Here is a 16,435-nt window from a genome sequence, read left to right as displayed (position 1 = left end):
AAAGACGCCTTCGCCCCGATCAGGCAATAGACGTCTATACATACACTCACACTGTAATTCATACTCCACTCACACTTCTTAAAAATACACACCTTATGTCCCAATCTCACCTCAATCTGTCACTTCAGGAGTTGAATGTAATTCGGACAGTCGTTCCTTCGCCGTACACAGATTCAAGATCAATCCTATGATTCATCCGTGTCAACACTTCTTTGGCAATATACAGCCCCATGCCTGTGGACTCTTTGAAATGCCGCCCGTTCTCCCCGGTGAAGAAAGGCTGGAATACCCGGTTTAGATCAGACTTCGGAATTCCGATGCCCTGATCCTGCACTTCCAGTATGATGGAGCGTTCGGCTTCATACGCACGCACATAGATCTTTTGCCCGCTGCCCGCGGAGTATTTGATTGCGTTCGACAGTAACTGTACCAGGACAAACCGAATCCACTTGGCATCGGATTGCACAACCAGCGCAGGATCTATATGTATCTCTGGATAGACGTGATTGCGGATGAAGAACCGTTTCAGCTCATGGATCGCCTCTTCCCCAGCGGTCCTCAGTATCACAGGTTCCACACTGAAATCCTGTTCGAAGGTATCCAACCTGGCCACATACAGCACAGTCTCCAAACCTCGCCTCATCTGGTCCGCTTCCTCCCGAATGCTTACGAGCCGAGGATCATCATCTTCCTGACCTTCCACGGTCAACTCAATAACGGATAACGGTGTCTTCATCTGATGGACCCATTGGTTCATGAATGTCAGATATTCTTGCTGCCGTTGTTCCAGCCGATGAAGATGAGCATGATACTGGCCGTATTGTGAATCCAACAACTTCTCCAGCGCCAGTGATAAAGGACTTGTTTCGTTCAATGGTACAAATTCCTTCAGCGAATCCATCGACCGTGACATCCGGGTATAAAAGGAGCGATGTGAATAATAACGATACACCAAATATCCGATGTATAAAAACAATCCCAGCGCTACGGCATAAGCAGCCGTGACCCAATCGTTGTAACCGTCATACCAGAACACCGCAACAACGGTGAACAAGATGGCAATAACCCAGCACGTTAAAGCGAGATGTTCTCGTATAAACAATCTCATGATGGTGAAGCGGCCTTCCAGGTATTGTTCAATCGGTAACCCGAACCTCTGACCGTTTCCAGTGCGTCCGTAATACCAAGTTCGGCTAATCGTTTACGCACCCGAGTAACGTTTACGCTGAGTGTATTGTCATCCACAAAAGAGTCATCCCACAGCTTCTCCAAGATTGTCTCTCTGCTCACAAGCTTTGGACTGCGGCGCAGTAACGTTTCCAGCAAGATCGTTTCCTTCTTCGTCAGCTGCACTTTGCGATCACCAAGCTGAATCTCCAGTCTTTCCAAGTATACGACCAAACCGTCCAGTTCCACCTTGCGTTCTTCGTCACGTGCAGCATAGTCCCCATATACCCGGCGCAGCTGACTTCGAATTTTTGCTATCACAATCTCATGCTCAAATGGCTTCGTAATATAATCATCCGCCCCGTTCTCCAGTGCCATGACCTGATCCATCTTCCCACTCCGTGCGGAGATAAACAAAATGGGGCATGTAGACAGCGTACGAATCTGGCGGCACCAATAGAAACCATCGTAACTGGGCAAGTTGATATCCAGAAGTACCACATGTGGCTGTACCTGCTCAAACTGTTGTACAATCATCTCAAAATCCTCGACCAGAACGGCCCGGTCCCCGTAGCGTTCAATATGTGATTTCAATAATCCCGCAATCTTGGGATCGTCCTCTATTATCATAATGGTATACATTATTGGATCTCACCTCTGGCAAAATCATAACACAGGATTTATTATCGAGCATCGACTTCCTTACGCCAATCCACAATATCTGCATTCAATTGCTTCAGGTCTCCGGAAGCTTTCTGATCATCCGATAACTTGTATTGTTGCTTCAATGCCAGGATACGATATACACTCTCATCAATTCGGGACTCGGTGATCTTGCCTGACTTTACTGCACTTATTAGCGTATCAAAAATCGTCTTGGCACTCTCATAACTGTGAGCTACCAACAGAATGTCACTTCCAGCTTTGACAGTTGCTAGGGCTGCCTGGTCCAACTTGTAGTTCTTCGCGATTGCACCCATACTCAGGTCATCTGTGATGACCACACCATCATACTTGAACTTCCCGCGCAAATGTTCACCTATAATGACATCCGATAAGGAAGCCGGATGATCCGGGTCCAGCTTCGGGAACAAAATGTGTGCAACCATGACCGCCTCTACCTGCTCCTTCACTGCGGCCTGGAACGGAATCCATTCAAGCTCGGCCAGTTGTTTTTCCGTTTTATTCACGACAGGGAGATCGAGATGGGAGTCTACGGACGTATCACCATGACCCGGAAAATGTTTCACTACCGGAATAATGCCTTCACTACGTAATCCCTTCATCTCTGCAATCCCCATACGTGACACCAGTTCTGCCGAGCTGCCGAATGAACGATCTCCAATTACCGGGTTCTTCGGGTTACTATTCACATCCAGCACAGGGGCAAAGTCCACATTAAAACCCGCAAGCTGAACCTGTCTCGCCAACAATTCGCCCATCGTTTCAGCAAGCGCGCTGTCTTTCGTCTCGCCTACTTTTCTACTGGAAGGAATGGATTCCACCGTCTCCGGCATACGACTGACTTTGCCACCCTCCTGATCCACACTCATGAAGATCGGTACCGGGTTGGACTGATTCGCTTCCTTGATGGACTTCACAAACTTGGCTGTTCCCTCGAGTGTTGATACATTGTTGGCATAGAAAATAATGCCCCCTACCTTTTGATTCGTAATCATCTGTTTGGCTTGATCATCCAACGTTGTCCCTTGAACACCGGCCAGTATCATCTGTCCAATCTTCTCTTCTAACGTTAATGAACTAAGCTGCTCCTGCACCGGATCGACTTCTTCTTGCGGTTCCTCTGGTACTTCTTCCTGCGGTGGAGCGGTATTCTGCTCCGGCAATGAGGAAGATTGCCCTGAGTTGGAGCCAGCGTTCGATCCGGTATTCGAGTCCGTTGCGGAGGAAGGTTTCTGTGCTTGGCCACATGCCGATAAAAGCAGAACGATCCCCAGCAGAAGACACATCATATGCAGTGGTTTTCTCCATTTATTGTTCGAGTTGTACCTATAGTTGTGCAAGGATATTCATCCTCCTTATGTAATGTCATCTTGGCAACCCTTGGGTTCAGGCCTAACCTTATCATAAGGTGGTGGATTTTCAAAATAAGTCGTACTGAAGATTGAATCGTTGTTTAGACACTTAAGCGGTAAAAAAAGTGGTTGCACTGGAACCTGAGATGTGGAACTTAATGGTGTTGTGACTAGGCGCGTGTGCGATGTATGTGGAGAATAAAAAGGAGTAACGGTGCAGAAAACGATTTTCTATTGTGAATTTTTCATATGTTGAAATTATTAGTATAGGAAGATCAAAAAGCCGCCCAAAGGCGGCCTATTTGTTCGTTTTTGTTTTACTTTTTGTTATAAATCGTTGCCGTTCAGTGTTAGTTCACCTTTCACCAAACGTTATTAGGCTTCTATTAATGGAGTGTTTGCAACACTTCTGTTGTAAATGGAATGATTTCGGATATGCGACCTTCACGAACTTTGGCAGGCCATTCGGGATCACTAAGCAGAACACGACCCAAGGCGATCAAGTCAAATTCATTGTTCTCCAACTTCTCATTTAATTGATCCAAATGGGCATCCCCTGTTCCCTGGTTCTCGGTTGCTCTGTCTACAAATTCAGCTTCAAGACCTACCGATCCAACGGAAATGGCTGGTTTACCCGTTATTTTTTGCGTCCAACCCGCAAGATTCAGCTCAGATCCTTCGAATTCCGGTAACCAGAACCGGCGTGTAGAGCAATGGAATATATCCACGCCAGCAGCACTAAGTGGGGCCAAGAATTGCTCCAATTGTTCTGGCGTCTCCACCAGACGTGCCTCATAATTCCCCATCTTCCATTGGGAGAACCGGAGCACAATTGGGAAATCAGGACCAACCGCCGCACGACAAGCTTCAATCACTTCAACTGCAAATTGAGTTCGCCGTACCAAATCACCACCATAATTGTCGGTCCGTCGATTCGTCTGCTCCCAGAAGAATTGGTCAATCAGGTATCCATGGGCTCCGTGCAGTTCAATGCCGTCAAACCCGATTCGCTGTGCATCCGCTGCCGCTTGGGCAAATGCCTGTACAAGACCTTGAATCTCCTCTTCCGTTAATGGTTCACGTGATGGTTCACCTGCCATGCTAACCCCTGACGGACTTACAGGATCAGCTTCTGCGTTAGGCAAGTCACCGGAACGACGTGCTGTACCCACATGCCACAATTGTGGCATAATTTTGCCACCCGCTTCATGTACTGCTTTCACTACATTAGCCCATCCTTGCAACGAATCTTCACCATGGAATAATGGAATACTCGCTCCACTAACCGAAGATGGATGATTAATGCCTGTACCTTCCGTTATGATGAGCCCCACTCCACCTGCTGCTCTGCGACGATAGTATTCAGCAACTTCTGGTCCAGGTACACCCTCCGGTGAGAATCCGCGAGTCATGGGTGCCATAACGATTCGATTAGACAATGTTAGCTTGTCCGAGGTGAAAGGTTTGAATAATGCTGAAGGTACGTTCATAGTACATTGCTCCTTTGCAATTGGAAGTGTGGAACTCCGCATCCACATGAAATGCGACATGCTTTTGTATATTGTAACACGTGTAATCCAGTTGACTGGTTTAGGATTATTTCTCTATCCATTTTATAGTTTCTTAATTTTATTTTCAAATTTTCGAAGTTGGGCGTTCAAACTACTCTTATAGAAAAAAAAGAAAGCTACCTTACGGCAGCCTCTGTTGGATCACACTACCGAAGCAGTCTGACATGCACTCTACTACATCTTAAAGTATTTTCCCGGTCACCAATAATGTGGATGTAGCATAGTATATAATCCATAATCTTCCTTCCGATTTAATTAGCATTCACGGGGATATCACTGCGATTCACTCGAAGCAATTTACCTGATGAAGTTGATAACACATCCGGATCGGTACCCAGACCAAAGTAGTAGTCACCCTCGTTCTCTTCGAAAGACTTGGCATAGGTGTCCTGGTTAAAACGTAAAATCTCATTCCATGTGGTCAGATCGGTTGATTGGTAGACCCGATTGATATACAGATTGGCACTTTGGCGAGTATACGTAAGCACATACACCTTGCCATCACGCAACAGCACATCGGTTGGGAGCGCCTTGGCATCCGGGAGGTTAACTCGCCTTGCCTGATTGATGTCGGTCATGACATTCAAAGATTTGGGCAGCAGCTGCCCATCATTAAACACGCCACCTGCTATATAGAGCAACTTGTTATTGAAGTTAACATTTTTGCCTATTTTATTATAAGGAATCGTGCCCGTTTGATAGGTTAGTCCAGGTAGCATTTTGTTACCATAGATGACAACATCCCGTTTCTCAAGATTTTCATTAATCTCCAAAATATTAGTTTTGTCATTCCATATTTTATTGGCAGGATACATCATGCCAGATGCATATAACTTGCCATTAAGATGGAACATGGTATAAGCCCGGAAACCAAACGTATTAATAGTCGCATATTTCTGCCAAGTTTCACCTTCATTATGAGAGATTAGTATGGTTGGTTTGGACTCCGTACCCAGCGCGGCAAACATCTTACCCTGATACGATGCCAAATCGTAAACGTGTACACCCAGCGGCAAATTGCGATATTTGGTCCACACCTCTCCATCCAGACGATAGAAATTGCCCAGTTCCCACTGTTCACTATCCGAATCATTGCCAGGAATATATAACTTATCGTTTAGTACTCTGTAGATATCAATCTGTTCCTCATCCACATACATCTTCGTTGATGGCAAGATGCTCGGGTTGCTGTTAGTCACCGACTGGGTCTTGAATTTTGCATTCGCTGTATCATAATAAATGACTGGAATAGGGCCTGAATTAGGAGCTACGCCCAGATTGCTACTATTTCCGTGGCCCAAATATATCTTGCCGTTGTACAGTTGCATGTCCCAGACGTTATTAGCATATGGTGTTTTGGTAAAAGGTCTGCCTAGCAGTTCGATCTTCGATGTTACATCCGCTGAACTGATCGGTGCATTCGACACCTTGGCAAGCCCACGTTCCGTCGCAGGGGGTTGAGTCGTTGAGGTGGTGTTTTTCGGCTTGGAGCTCCCGATAAGCATCCAGCTCATTCCTGCGACAATGGTCAAAATTACGGCTGTCCATTTTGTATGTCTCTGCATGTCCGCTTCCTCCTTCATTTTTTCATCATTAATACCTTCACACCAAGATGATACAATTTGTATCTTTTTATACTATGTAAAACCACCCGCACATGCAACAAATTCCGCCCTATTTATACAAAAAAAGTAGACAACACATCTGTTGATGTGCTGTCTACTTGTTCTTACTGTCTGTGATTTCTATTCAGCTTTTACCAAAATCTTAACCTGATTTTTCTCTTTCAACAGTGCTTCAAATCCATGCTCTACCACTTCATCCAACGAAATTCGTTTGGTCACCAGCTTGTCAGCCGGGAAGAAACCTTTATCCATCAGACTGATAACCGCCGGGAACACATCGCGATAACCAATAATGCCATTAACTGTACGTTCTTTCATGACAATTGAGTTCGGGTGAATCGGCGCTTCCTGTTCAAAAATACTGACGATCATCAACTCTCCACCAATACGTGTTGAATCGATGGCTTGTTGCAGAACACGTGGAACACCAGTTACTTCATAGGCTACGTTAACGCCGCCTTGTGTACGTTGATGGATCTCTTCCACGACATTAAACTGCATTGGATCAATCACAATGGCACCGAGCTCTTCGGCTTTTGCTTTCCGTTCATCCGATAACTCCACCACATAAATATCCGACGCTCCCGAAGCTTTAAGCGCTTCGATGACCAGTAGTCCGATTGGGCCTGCGCCAAACACAGCTGCTGTATCTCCCACTTTCAGCTTGCTTTGGCGCACAGCGTGAAGTGCTACAGCTGAAGGTTCAACCAACGCACCTTGCTCATACGAGATTGAATCCGGAATGGCATGTACCATGTTTTCTGCTGCAGTTACATACTCGGAGAATCCTCCTCCGCCTCCAGCCAGTCCGAGGAAACCCATCTGATCACACAGATTGTATCTGCCCTGTTTACAAGCTTCGCAGTGTCCACATGCATAGATGGGTTCTACCACAACACGATCGCCCGCCTTGAAACGCGTAACACCTCCCCCTACTTCAACCACCTGTCCTGAGAATTCATGCCCCATAACTATAGGCGCTTGTTCCCCTGTTAGCGGATGCGGTGCTTGAGCGGGAATGAAGATTGGACCTGCTGTGTACTCGTGCAAATCACTGCCGCAGATACCGCACCATTCCACTTTTATTTTGACCTTTCCTTCTTCAGGCTGAGGTTCATTAATATTTTCGAGACGTAAATCTTTGACTCCATGCCAACGTAATGCTTTCATTCATTTCATCTCCCAGATCATAATTTGTGATATAATCGGAAACGTTTCCGTAAATTAAATATGTCACATTTTAGATACGCTGTCAAACATATTTCTCCATTAATATGTCTATTTCATGATCATATCGAGTTCACTTAAGAATGCTCGCACTTTAATTCAAGTGATCTTAGCGGTATTACAAACGATGTGATCCTTGTTATTAACATATATCATGGCAAATATTATTGTAGTCCCATTGAAATTTAATCAGGCATTGCCATAAATCTGGCCCATTCACGGGATACTTCATTGTTCAAATGTTATAATCAAGTTATATAACTATCGTGAAGTTCATACATATTCCTAATAATTCGGAATCGTTTCCGATAAAGTGAGGTAACCGTACATTGAGGAAAGAACAGAAACTTACGATCAAGGACGTTGCAGAGCGTGCCGGCGTGGGCATCGCTACCGTATCCCGGGCCATCAACAATTCAGAAGGCATCAGCAGTAAAACACGAGATAAAGTGATGCTGGCCATTGAAGAACTGGGGTTTGTACCCAACACCTCGGCACAGAGTCTGAAAATCCGGCAAACGCACCAGATCGCGCTTGTTGTACCCGACATACGTAACGCCATCATTCCGGAAATCTCCTGGTCTGTAGAGCAAACGGCGAAGCAGCATGGGTACCATGTCGTGCAGATCAATACGGCAGGCAATGCCAGAACGGAGCTTGAAACCATTCGTAATGTCAAAAAATTGCATGTGGACGGACTGATCTTCATGCCTCTGGCGTACCCCAAAACGTTACCCGGACTGATTGATAAAGCGCCGCTCCCTATCTCCATGATTAATTACGGCAAAAAACTGGAACCTGGCATGAAGGCAGATATCGTCTCTCTTTCTCAACCCGAAGGCAAATTGGTAATGGAACATCTGTTCAAGATCGGTCGGACTCGAATCGCATACGCCGGTGCACCGAAGGACATTATTGAAGAACGCTTTCGTGCGTATGAGCAAGCCGTAGGCCATGTGGACATTTCTCTCGTCTACTTTGGTGAGGACTTTTCATTAAATACAGGTGCCAATGCTGCAGATTATTTTTACGGACTTACGCATATGCCAGATGCCGTCTATGCCATTAATGATATGGTTGCCATCGGATTGGTTAATCGGTTCAAGGAGTTAGGGGTTCGTGTACCTGAAGATGTGGCTGTTGTGGGTGTGGATAACAATCAATGGACAACCGTCACGTCTCCTCAGATTAGTTCCGTGTCCATTATGGGCGAAGAAGTCGCCAGACTTGCTACTGAGCTGTTGTTAAAACGAATTCGGGAGATGAGCACGACCGATTACGAACACATCCAGTTTGAACCGCGCTTAATCGTTCGTGAATCAAGCGTAGCCATGATTCATTCTTCCCAGCGAGGGCCACACAGTTAAATTTGGTGAGGGGGACGGGTCACCAGGATAAAATGTATTTTACATCCGTCCCTTCATTTGTTTTCTACACAGATATACTAAAAAGGTGTTGCTCAGGTCTAACTCTTTCCTGGCAGCACCTTATTTGTCGTTGATTCTATATAACTATAGCAGAGTCATACTCCGCATACGTTCATTCTAAGAAAGCAGTTGCCTGATCGGTGTTCCCTTCAGGAACATCGCTATATTCTCTACGGTATGATTATAATAGATCTCATAATTTCCACGAGTCACATAACCCAGATGCGGTGTGGCCAGAACGTTGGGCAATGTTCGCATCACATGGTTAACTGGTAGCGGTTCCTGCTCATATACATCCAGACCTGCACCAGCAATCACACCACGCTGCAATGCCTCCACCATAGCTTCCTGATCAACAATGCCCGCTCGCGACGTATTGATGAGTAGCGCACTCGATTTCATTAGTTGAAATTCGGCTTGTCCGATCAGATTCCGCGTACGATCACTCAATACCAGATGAATGGATACGATGTCGCTCTGTGCAAGCAATTGCTCCTTGGTCTCGGACCAGATGACACCATGTTTTTCAGCTTTCTCTTGTGTCAGATTCTCGCTCCAGGCCATCACATTCATACCAAATGCTTGTGCGATCTCAGCCATGCGAGTGCCTATCTTGCCCAAACCAAGCAATCCAAGTGTTCTCCCATGCAGATCCAACCCGACCGTGCTCTGCCAGTTTCGATTGGAGCGAAGTGCATTATTTTCCGTAACCAGTTGTCTGGACAGCCCCAGAATCAGTGCCCATGTAAGCTCCGTCGGCGGATTAGAGCTTCCCTCGGTTCCACACACAATAATCCCGTTCTTCTCTGCAGCCTTTAGATCTATCGACGCGTTGCGCATACCACTTGTAATCAGAAGTTTTAGATTAGGGAGCTGCGAAATGACCTTCTCTGGAAACGGTGTACGTTCCCGCATCAGGACCACAATATCGAAATCCTGCAATTCCTGAATGACTTTTTCTTCCGAGCCCATATAGTTGTTGAATGTCTGAATCTCCACCTGATCCATCAACGGACCCCAATCCGCCGACGTCAGCGCAACGTTCTGATAATCATCCAAAACGGCACAGCGCAACTTCGTATTCATTTCTGATCCCCTCCTATATCTGCTCAATTCTCATATATATTGTAGCAACTCCGCATCACTTTAAACAGAATAATTCCCTATTAATGTAACAAAGACAGCGTAACTTGGATGCTCTGCTCTACAAATAAGCGGTCTGGTCCTGATTTCATCAGTACAGTCAGTCCAATCATGGATACTACCAGGGACTGTGCGACCGCACTCGCGTTCATGTCAGTAGACAACTCCCCGCTCTGTTGCCCTCGTTCTATCGTTTCTTTGAAAAGAACACCCAGGTACATCTGATGCTCCCGTGTAAGGACAGCGAATTTGGGATCATGTGGAGCCAGCTCAACCATCGTATTAATGCAAAAACAGCCGTGACTAGGCTCGGTTACACTCCCCTCTGCTCCAATATGTTCAAACAATCCACGAAAGGCTTCCCGCACGGAGGAGCCCTGTTGAAGTCTGGCTCTGACTTGGGCCGCATGCTGAGTGGTATACCTGCGAAGTGCTGTTTCGAATAATTCCTTTTTATCGCCAAAAGCCGCGTACAGACTGGGACGTTGTATGCCCATTGCGGTCGTCAAGTCATTTAAAGATGCCGCTTCGAACCCTTTGTCCCAAAACGTATGCATCGCTGCATCAAGTGCTTTATCCGTATCAAATTCCCGTTGTCTAACCATACAATTCACCTCTTTATGTATCGATCAGTATGTTTATATATTTTAACCTCACTCTTATTACAAAGTCAAAACCTAATAACCGGAAAGGAGTTTTTAGCTATAAATGAATCGAAAAATCTGGAATATAAGCGATCGGATAATTATTTTGTCGTCATATTCTCTGGGTAAAAATCTTTAGTTTAACCCTAACCCAATTCTCTGTTGACAGAATTCACGCAAATAAAGTATGGTTATTCCGAAACATAACATACTGATCAGTACATAATAGAAAGGTGACATTCATTTATGCAAACTTCTTCTCCAGATGCACAATTATCCAATAAGGATCGTCCTGCCATGTCACGGTTAGTTGCTCTTCTTTTTGCCGTGTGCAGCGGACTTGCGGTCGCCAATATCTATTATGCTCAGCCTTTACTGGACTCCATCGCTCAAGAATTCAGCCTCTCGCCATCATCCATTGGGATTGTCATCACAGTGACTCAAATATGTTATGCCTTGGGGCTGTTCCTTCTTGTTCCGCTTGGTGACCTCTTAAATCGTCGCAAGCTGATTATCATTCAAATGCTCTTCTCTGTACTTGCACTAATTCTGGTAGGCACCTCACAGTCCAGCTCCCTCTTATTCACGGGCATGGCTGTCGTCGGTCTACTCGCGGTCATTACGCAAACGCTCGTTGCCTTTGCTGCACACTTGGCAGCTCCTTCCGAACGTGGTCGCATTGTCGGTCAGGTAACCAGCGGAATCGTCATTGGCATTTTACTTGCACGAACGGTTGCAGGTACGCTGAACGATTGGTTCGGGTGGAGATCGGTATATCTCTTCTCTGCCAGCCTTACATTACTCGGAATTGTCGCCTTATATCTTGTTCTCCCAAAGCAGCAGTCCCCGCAAGTAAAACAAAGCTACTTCCAATTACTCGGTTCCGTCTTGCAACTGTACCGTGAGTTGCGTGTGTTACGAGTACGAGGTGTGCTAGCCATGCTGATTTTTACAGCCTTCAGCATCTTATGGACTTCTATGGTTCTGCCACTAAGTAGCCCTCCACTGTCCCTGTCTCATACAGTCATAGGTGCATTCGGTCTGGCTGGAGCGGCGGGAGCATTGGCTGCTGCCCGTGCAGGTAAACTTGCCGACCGGGGCCTTGGGCAGAAAACAACGGGTGTCGCCCTTGTCATTCTGCTCTTGTCCTGGCTGCCCATCGGTTATGTCCATCATTCTCTCTGGTTTCTGGTCCTGGGTGTTATCCTGCTGGATCTCGCCGTGCAGGCCGTACATGTTACCAACCAGAGCCTGATCTACGAAGTTCGCCCCGAAGCACAGAGCCGCCTGACGGCAGCTTATATGATCTTTTATTCCATCGGCAGTGCAACCGGCTCCATCGTTTCTACCCAAGTGTATGCATGGGCGGGCTGGACAGCCGTTTGCTGGTTAGGTGCTGGCGTTAGTGCAGCAGCCCTTGTGTTCTGGATGATCGATCGTTATATGCATCGGAATCTCGATCGTTGAATTAGTCCAGTTTATTCCACACCACAATAAAGAGGGTTGCCAACGGACCAAATAACAGGGAAATCAGAAACCAGTTCCGACCACTTCTGTTTTTTCCCTGAGCCAGTCCGGCATTAATCAAGGCAAGTGTGCCCCAACCTACAAAATATTCATTATCCATCAAACGTCTTCTCTCCTCTATCCATTCAATTCTGGCTACTGCTCAAGCATATCTTTGAGCTCACGATTACGATCCTCCAGAAATGCCTGCATGTATCTCTTCAGCACAAGTCGCTCCGTTGCCCATCCCAGTAATCCAAGTGGAGCTTCGAATCGAAGTGTGTCTCTCATGCAAGTCATCTGATCCCCAATTACGCTGAAATGATGTTCATGTCGCATGCTCTTGAAAGCCCCTTTCTCCATCTGATCCACAAAGAGGTAAGGTCGTTCAAACTGCACAATTCGGGACTTCAACTTCTGTCTGACCCCAAAATGAGTAGCCTGAAATGTAACGGTATCCCCTGCTCCAATTCTTCCTGTGGTTACTCCTGCAACTGCTCGCTCTCTTGTATGTTGCCAGACGGTCTGAGTATGTAAATCAATATCCCGGGCATAGTCAAAGCATCGTTCAATCGAGGCATGTATCGTAATCTCGGTTGTCACTTCAATCATAGCGATCGCTCCTTGGCAGGAAAAATAAGGTCTTTGCAAAGTATACGCTTGCTTCCTTGGTCGAACAACACATCTAGGATGATATAACAAAAAACGGGTCCCCTGTCTTCGTACAGGAGGCCCGTCCTCAATATAAGTAAGGAATACAGATCATATTTAGATTAAATAAGCAATTCATCAATGGCAAGCGTACGCTCTTTGGAGAGATCGCGATATTCTTCAGACTCCACTTTGATGAGTGGTTTGAAAATATCGGACGTATTGTTCATGACAATAACACCTTTTTCTCCATTGCTGAGCAGTACCTGTTTCCCGATGAAATTAGGAAGCAAATGTTGCATCAATGCCTGAACCGGTTTTTCATTCAATTTACCAAATCCCATTCCATAGATATCTCTAAGGTTGTTGATCAGATTTGGATTGCTTCCTCCGTGGTTCCCGGATCTCATGCCTATATAGATATCCGCTACAGATACAATCTGTGTATATGGATGAATTTCACTTTTCTCAAGTTGCATCGGATAACCCGACCCATCTTCCCGCTCGTGATGTTGCAGAGCAACCAGTGCTGTCGCTTCATCCGTCATCGAATTTTTGATAATTTCATGGCCATATATAGTGTGACGCCGCATTTCAAGCTGCTCATCAGCCGTCAACGGTTCTGTTTTGTTCCGAATCCGGTGGGAAACTTTGCACTTTCCAATGTCATGCAGATAACCACCGCGACTAATCTGATAACTCTCCTTCTGAGAATATCCAAGCCAATTCGCGAGGTAGAATGACAACAATCCTACCTGGATTGAATGTGTATAGTTATTGACGTCATCCCGCTCCAGCATCATCAGGAGATGAACGACATCTTTTTGCTCATCCAGTCCTTCAACCATCGGTTGCAGTGCATCATCCACCATGGTGGCGTTGAACTTGCCAACGGTCAGAGCTTCGAGAAAAGCATTTTGATAATTATGTACAGTCTGAATAAATTGGGACTTCAGCTCTTCTTCAGGCGGTTCTTCCTTCGTAGTTATCCCCGAAGCATGCTTTGCGGCTGCTGCAAAAAATTCTGCTTCAGTGATTTCCTCTTCGCGTGATTCAATATCTACATAATCTACACGGTGCTGCATAAGCAAGGTGATATCCTCACCTTTGATCACAGTTCCCTTCCCGAGAACGTGTAATCCTGCATCGCTGAATGTATCCGCAGTTAGACGGTCTCCGTCTTGCAGGTTCATAATATGGATTCTCAAATCGGTATTCCCCCTGAACAATTCATTATAGTAACAGCACCCAACGGAACGGGGCCACAAAAATACCTATACTTCTTTATATCGTTATAATTCTTCAATTCATACATAGTTCAAACGACCTTAATCACAATGGTAAATACGAACGCCTATGACTTTATCCTCACTCCAATATCCAAATTAGTCCCGGTTTTAAGCTTTTACACACTTTTATGCCTCATCGCCGTATCAGAGTAAGCCAACGAAGTTCAAACGCTCCGTTTGAACTTCTTCAAGACATCTCAAATTAGATTTTGATCGAACCCAGACTAGCCCCTTTAACAAAAAATCGTTCAATGCTCTTCTCGACCGAAGCATCGGGAATCAGCGGTGGTGCCTGATGGGGTTTGGTACGTGCATCAATAATCACCTGATCACAGCCCCAATGCTTGTGGTCATATCCGCTATTAACCCCGTACATATCATGTGAAGGGTTGCTTCGAGTAAAGGTTGCCCATAAGAAGTTGCTGAGGTTAGCACTCAGGAACGAACTGTCGTCACATAGAATGATCATCGGACACGAGTCCAGACCTCCCTGTTCTTTCAATAGAGACGTGAATGCTTGCATCTCCTGTGCTATATCCGCATAACTCGTAAAGGCCGATGTCTGGATCGAAACGATACCCGGCATGATGAGCTGTGGATTCTCATAACCACGAATGTTTTTCAAAGACTCCGGAACTTCCGCACACAGATCCCGAACCTTGTCGCCATACGCTGCAAAAACTACCTTGCTTCCGCTGTTCAGTCCTGTACCCGAATAATCGAGTGTATCAATCGTTGTATGGGTATGGAAATGAATATCCCGCTGCATATCCATACGCTCCAAGATATAGGTCAGGAATTCAACTTCCTTGTGGGTATCCAGAGGTTGCTGATCCTCAGCAGTAATAAACAGGTACTTCGCCAGACTGAGCTGACCCGTACCCAAAATACGGTTGGCAATCGTAAGCAACTCTGTCGGCTGCTTCACCGCCTGATATGGGGTGTAACGTTCACTGCCGATTGCAAACAGCAATGGATGGACACCTGCCGCATCGACCGCATGTACTTCTTTAACACCTGGAATCTCCTGTTTAATCGCGTCTCCAGTAATCTCATGAATCAAATCGCCAAAAGCCGTATCCTCTTGCGGTGGACGACCAACAACCGTAAACGGCCAGATGGCATTAGGTTTGGCATAGACTTTATGCACACGCATTAGCGGGAATTCATGTGTCAGACTGTAATAACCCAGATGATCACCGAACGGCCCTTCGGGTTTTGTCTCACCTGGGTAGATATCACCCGTGATGACAAAATCAGCATCATTACTGATGCAATATCCGTCCTTGTAACTGTACCGGAAGCGACGTCCAGCGAGCAGACCGGCAAATGTCATCTCACTTAGTCCTTCAGGCAAAGGCATAACCGCTGAAAGTGTATGTGCAGGTGGACCACCAATGAAAATACTCACTTTCAGTGGTTCTCCCTTTTTGACCGCTTTGGCTTGATGTATACCAATTCCGCGATGAATCTGATAGTGTAACCCAATTTCCTTGTTCATTTCAAAATCATTGCCATCCAGTTGAACCCGGTACATCCCCAAGTTTGAATTCATGATTCCTGGTTTGTCCGGATCTTCCGAATAAACCTGTGGTAGCGTCACAAATGCCCCACCGTCCATAGGCCAATGTTTGATGAGTGGTAAGTCCGAGATTTGAATCTCTTGCGCCGACACGGGTAGGCTTATAGATTTCTGTTTTGGCAGCGCCTGCCACGCAGCAAGACCTGTGCGGACATGCTGAAATGGCGTCTTAAGCGCCTTCATGGGATCGTCACGAACAGCCATGACCCGTTGTACGCCTTCCAGCGTACCGCGGAACATGAACTTGCTTCGTTCCACCGTGCCGAACAGATTGGATACGGCCTGGAACTTTGAGCCTTTTACATTTTCGAATAACAACGCCGGGCCTTTAGCCTCGTGCACTTTCATGTGGATCGCTGCCATCTCCAGATGAGGATCAACCTCTTCTTTGACCCGAATCAAATGACCATGCTGTTCCAGATCGTTAATACAATCTTCCATATTGCGATATTTCATTGGATGGCTCCATTCTGTGTATGATAAATTAATTAAGTTCATAGATTCACATAACGTCTCTTCTATTTTATCAAATGATCCACTGCTAAACAAAACTATATGTGAAATTTT

Annotated in this window: 14 protein-coding genes; 2 read left to right on the top strand and 12 right to left on the bottom strand. The window is 45.9% G+C overall.

Translation table 11 applies throughout. The features are described from left to right. Positions 1-124: 124 nt before the first annotated feature. The 6 genes from C161_RS13270 to C161_RS13245 all read right to left on the bottom strand — a co-directional run bounded on the left by C161_RS13270 (position 125) and on the right by C161_RS13245 (position 7,569). Positions 125-1,108: a sensor histidine kinase gene (locus tag C161_RS13270; protein ID WP_081745893.1), complete on the bottom strand. Its 984-nt coding sequence runs from the start codon at positions 1,106-1,108 to the stop codon at positions 125-127. Then, a complete protein-coding gene (locus tag C161_RS13265) occupies positions 1,105-1,809 on the bottom strand; it encodes a response regulator transcription factor (RefSeq protein ID WP_036608604.1) in 705 nt (234 codons plus the stop codon). Before C161_RS13265 ends, C161_RS13270 begins: the two co-directional genes overlap by 4 nt. Positions 1,810-1,850: 41 nt before the next feature. Then, positions 1,851-3,191, bottom strand: coding sequence for a beta-N-acetylhexosaminidase (gene nagZ / locus C161_RS13260; protein ID WP_235193802.1), 1,341 nt, complete (start codon positions 3,189-3,191; stop codon positions 1,851-1,853). Positions 3,192-3,589: 398 nt separating this feature from the next. After that, positions 3,590-4,693, bottom strand: coding sequence for an NADH:flavin oxidoreductase (locus C161_RS13255; RefSeq protein WP_036670667.1), 1,104 nt, complete (start codon positions 4,691-4,693; stop codon positions 3,590-3,592). Between the two features lie 332 nt (positions 4,694-5,025). Continuing rightward, complete coding sequence (locus C161_RS13250; protein WP_036670665.1) at positions 5,026-6,339, bottom strand: hypothetical protein; 1,314 nt, start codon at positions 6,337-6,339, stop codon at positions 5,026-5,028. 180 nt (positions 6,340-6,519) lie between these two features. Continuing rightward, complete coding sequence (locus C161_RS13245) at positions 6,520-7,569, bottom strand: 2,3-butanediol dehydrogenase (RefSeq protein ID WP_036670664.1); 1,050 nt, start codon at positions 7,567-7,569, stop codon at positions 6,520-6,522. Between the two features lie 386 nt (positions 7,570-7,955). Between C161_RS13245 and C161_RS13240 the strand changes: the two genes are divergently transcribed. Next, positions 7,956-8,993: a LacI family DNA-binding transcriptional regulator gene (locus C161_RS13240; RefSeq protein ID WP_036670663.1), complete on the top strand. Its 1,038-nt coding sequence runs from the start codon at positions 7,956-7,958 to the stop codon at positions 8,991-8,993. Between the two features lie 177 nt (positions 8,994-9,170). Here the strand turns inward: C161_RS13240 and C161_RS13235 are convergent, their stop codons facing one another. Both C161_RS13235 and C161_RS13230 read right to left on the bottom strand, forming a co-directional pair. Then, positions 9,171-10,139: a D-2-hydroxyacid dehydrogenase family protein gene (locus C161_RS13235; protein WP_036670662.1), complete on the bottom strand. Its 969-nt coding sequence runs from the start codon at positions 10,137-10,139 to the stop codon at positions 9,171-9,173. A gap of 80 nt (positions 10,140-10,219) precedes the next feature. After that, positions 10,220-10,801, bottom strand: coding sequence for a TetR/AcrR family transcriptional regulator (locus tag C161_RS13230; protein ID WP_036670661.1), 582 nt, complete (start codon positions 10,799-10,801; stop codon positions 10,220-10,222). Positions 10,802-11,086: 285 nt separating this feature from the next. Here C161_RS13230 and C161_RS13225 point away from each other — a divergent pair, with 285 nt between their 5' ends. Beyond that, the gene (locus tag C161_RS13225; RefSeq protein WP_036670659.1) at positions 11,087-12,307 is read left to right on the top strand and encodes an MFS transporter; all 1,221 of its coding nucleotides are present in this window, start codon (positions 11,087-11,089) and stop codon (positions 12,305-12,307) included. Position 12,308: 1 nt separating this feature from the next. On the opposite strand, the gene C161_RS32350 is transcribed toward C161_RS13225, so the two are convergent. The 4 genes from C161_RS32350 to C161_RS13210 form a co-directional block, all read right to left on the bottom strand. Beyond that, positions 12,309-12,470 carry a hypothetical protein gene (locus C161_RS32350; protein WP_155985038.1) on the bottom strand — a complete coding sequence of 54 codons (162 nt, stop codon included), beginning with the start codon at positions 12,468-12,470 and terminating at the stop codon, positions 12,309-12,311. A 32-nt stretch (positions 12,471-12,502) separates the two neighbouring features. Continuing rightward, positions 12,503-12,958 (bottom strand): SRPBCC family protein, encoded by a 456-nt coding sequence (locus C161_RS13220; protein ID WP_036670657.1) that lies wholly within the window; start codon positions 12,956-12,958, stop codon positions 12,503-12,505. A gap of 161 nt (positions 12,959-13,119) precedes the next feature. Next, a complete protein-coding gene (locus C161_RS13215) occupies positions 13,120-14,205 on the bottom strand; it encodes an HD-GYP domain-containing protein (RefSeq protein ID WP_036608620.1) in 1,086 nt (361 codons plus the stop codon). A 283-nt stretch (positions 14,206-14,488) separates the two neighbouring features. Continuing rightward, the gene (locus tag C161_RS13210) at positions 14,489-16,324 is read right to left on the bottom strand and encodes a UbiD family decarboxylase (RefSeq protein ID WP_036608625.1); all 1,836 of its coding nucleotides are present in this window, start codon (positions 16,322-16,324) and stop codon (positions 14,489-14,491) included. Positions 16,325-16,435 lie beyond the last annotated feature (111 nt).

The sequence above is a fragment of the Paenibacillus sp. FSL R5-192 genome, assembly GCF_000517845.1.
GTDB lineage: Bacteria > Bacillota > Bacilli > Paenibacillales > Paenibacillaceae > Paenibacillus > Paenibacillus amylolyticus.
The sequence above is the reverse complement of the archived record's forward strand: the minus strand, read 5'-3'. Positions and strand labels throughout refer to the sequence as shown.

What these genes read in the sequence shown, in the direction of transcription:
- C161_RS13225 (WP_036670659.1), top strand. Translation starts at nt 11,087, where the DNA reads ATGCAAACTTCTTCTCCAGATGCACAATTATCCAATAAGGATCGTCCT.
- C161_RS13270 (WP_081745893.1), bottom strand. Translation starts at nt 1,108, where the DNA reads ATGAGATTGTTTATACGAGAACATCTCGCTTTAACGTGCTGGGTTATT.
- C161_RS13265 (WP_036608604.1), bottom strand. Translation starts at nt 1,809, where the DNA reads ATGTATACCATTATGATAATAGAGGACGATCCCAAGATTGCGGGATTA.
- C161_RS13220 (WP_036670657.1), bottom strand. Translation starts at nt 12,958, where the DNA reads ATGATTGAAGTGACAACCGAGATTACGATACATGCCTCGATTGAACGA.
- C161_RS13230 (WP_036670661.1), bottom strand. Translation starts at nt 10,801, where the DNA reads ATGGTTAGACAACGGGAATTTGATACGGATAAAGCACTTGATGCAGCG.
- C161_RS13235 (WP_036670662.1), bottom strand. Translation starts at nt 10,139, where the DNA reads ATGAATACGAAGTTGCGCTGTGCCGTTTTGGATGATTATCAGAACGTT.
- C161_RS13250 (WP_036670665.1), bottom strand. Translation starts at nt 6,339, where the DNA reads ATGCAGAGACATACAAAATGGACAGCCGTAATTTTGACCATTGTCGCA.
- C161_RS13210 (WP_036608625.1), bottom strand. Translation starts at nt 16,324, where the DNA reads ATGAAATATCGCAATATGGAAGATTGTATTAACGATCTGGAACAGCAT.
- C161_RS13245 (WP_036670664.1), bottom strand. Translation starts at nt 7,569, where the DNA reads ATGAAAGCATTACGTTGGCATGGAGTCAAAGATTTACGTCTCGAAAAT.
- C161_RS13255 (WP_036670667.1), bottom strand. Translation starts at nt 4,693, where the DNA reads ATGAACGTACCTTCAGCATTATTCAAACCTTTCACCTCGGACAAGCTA.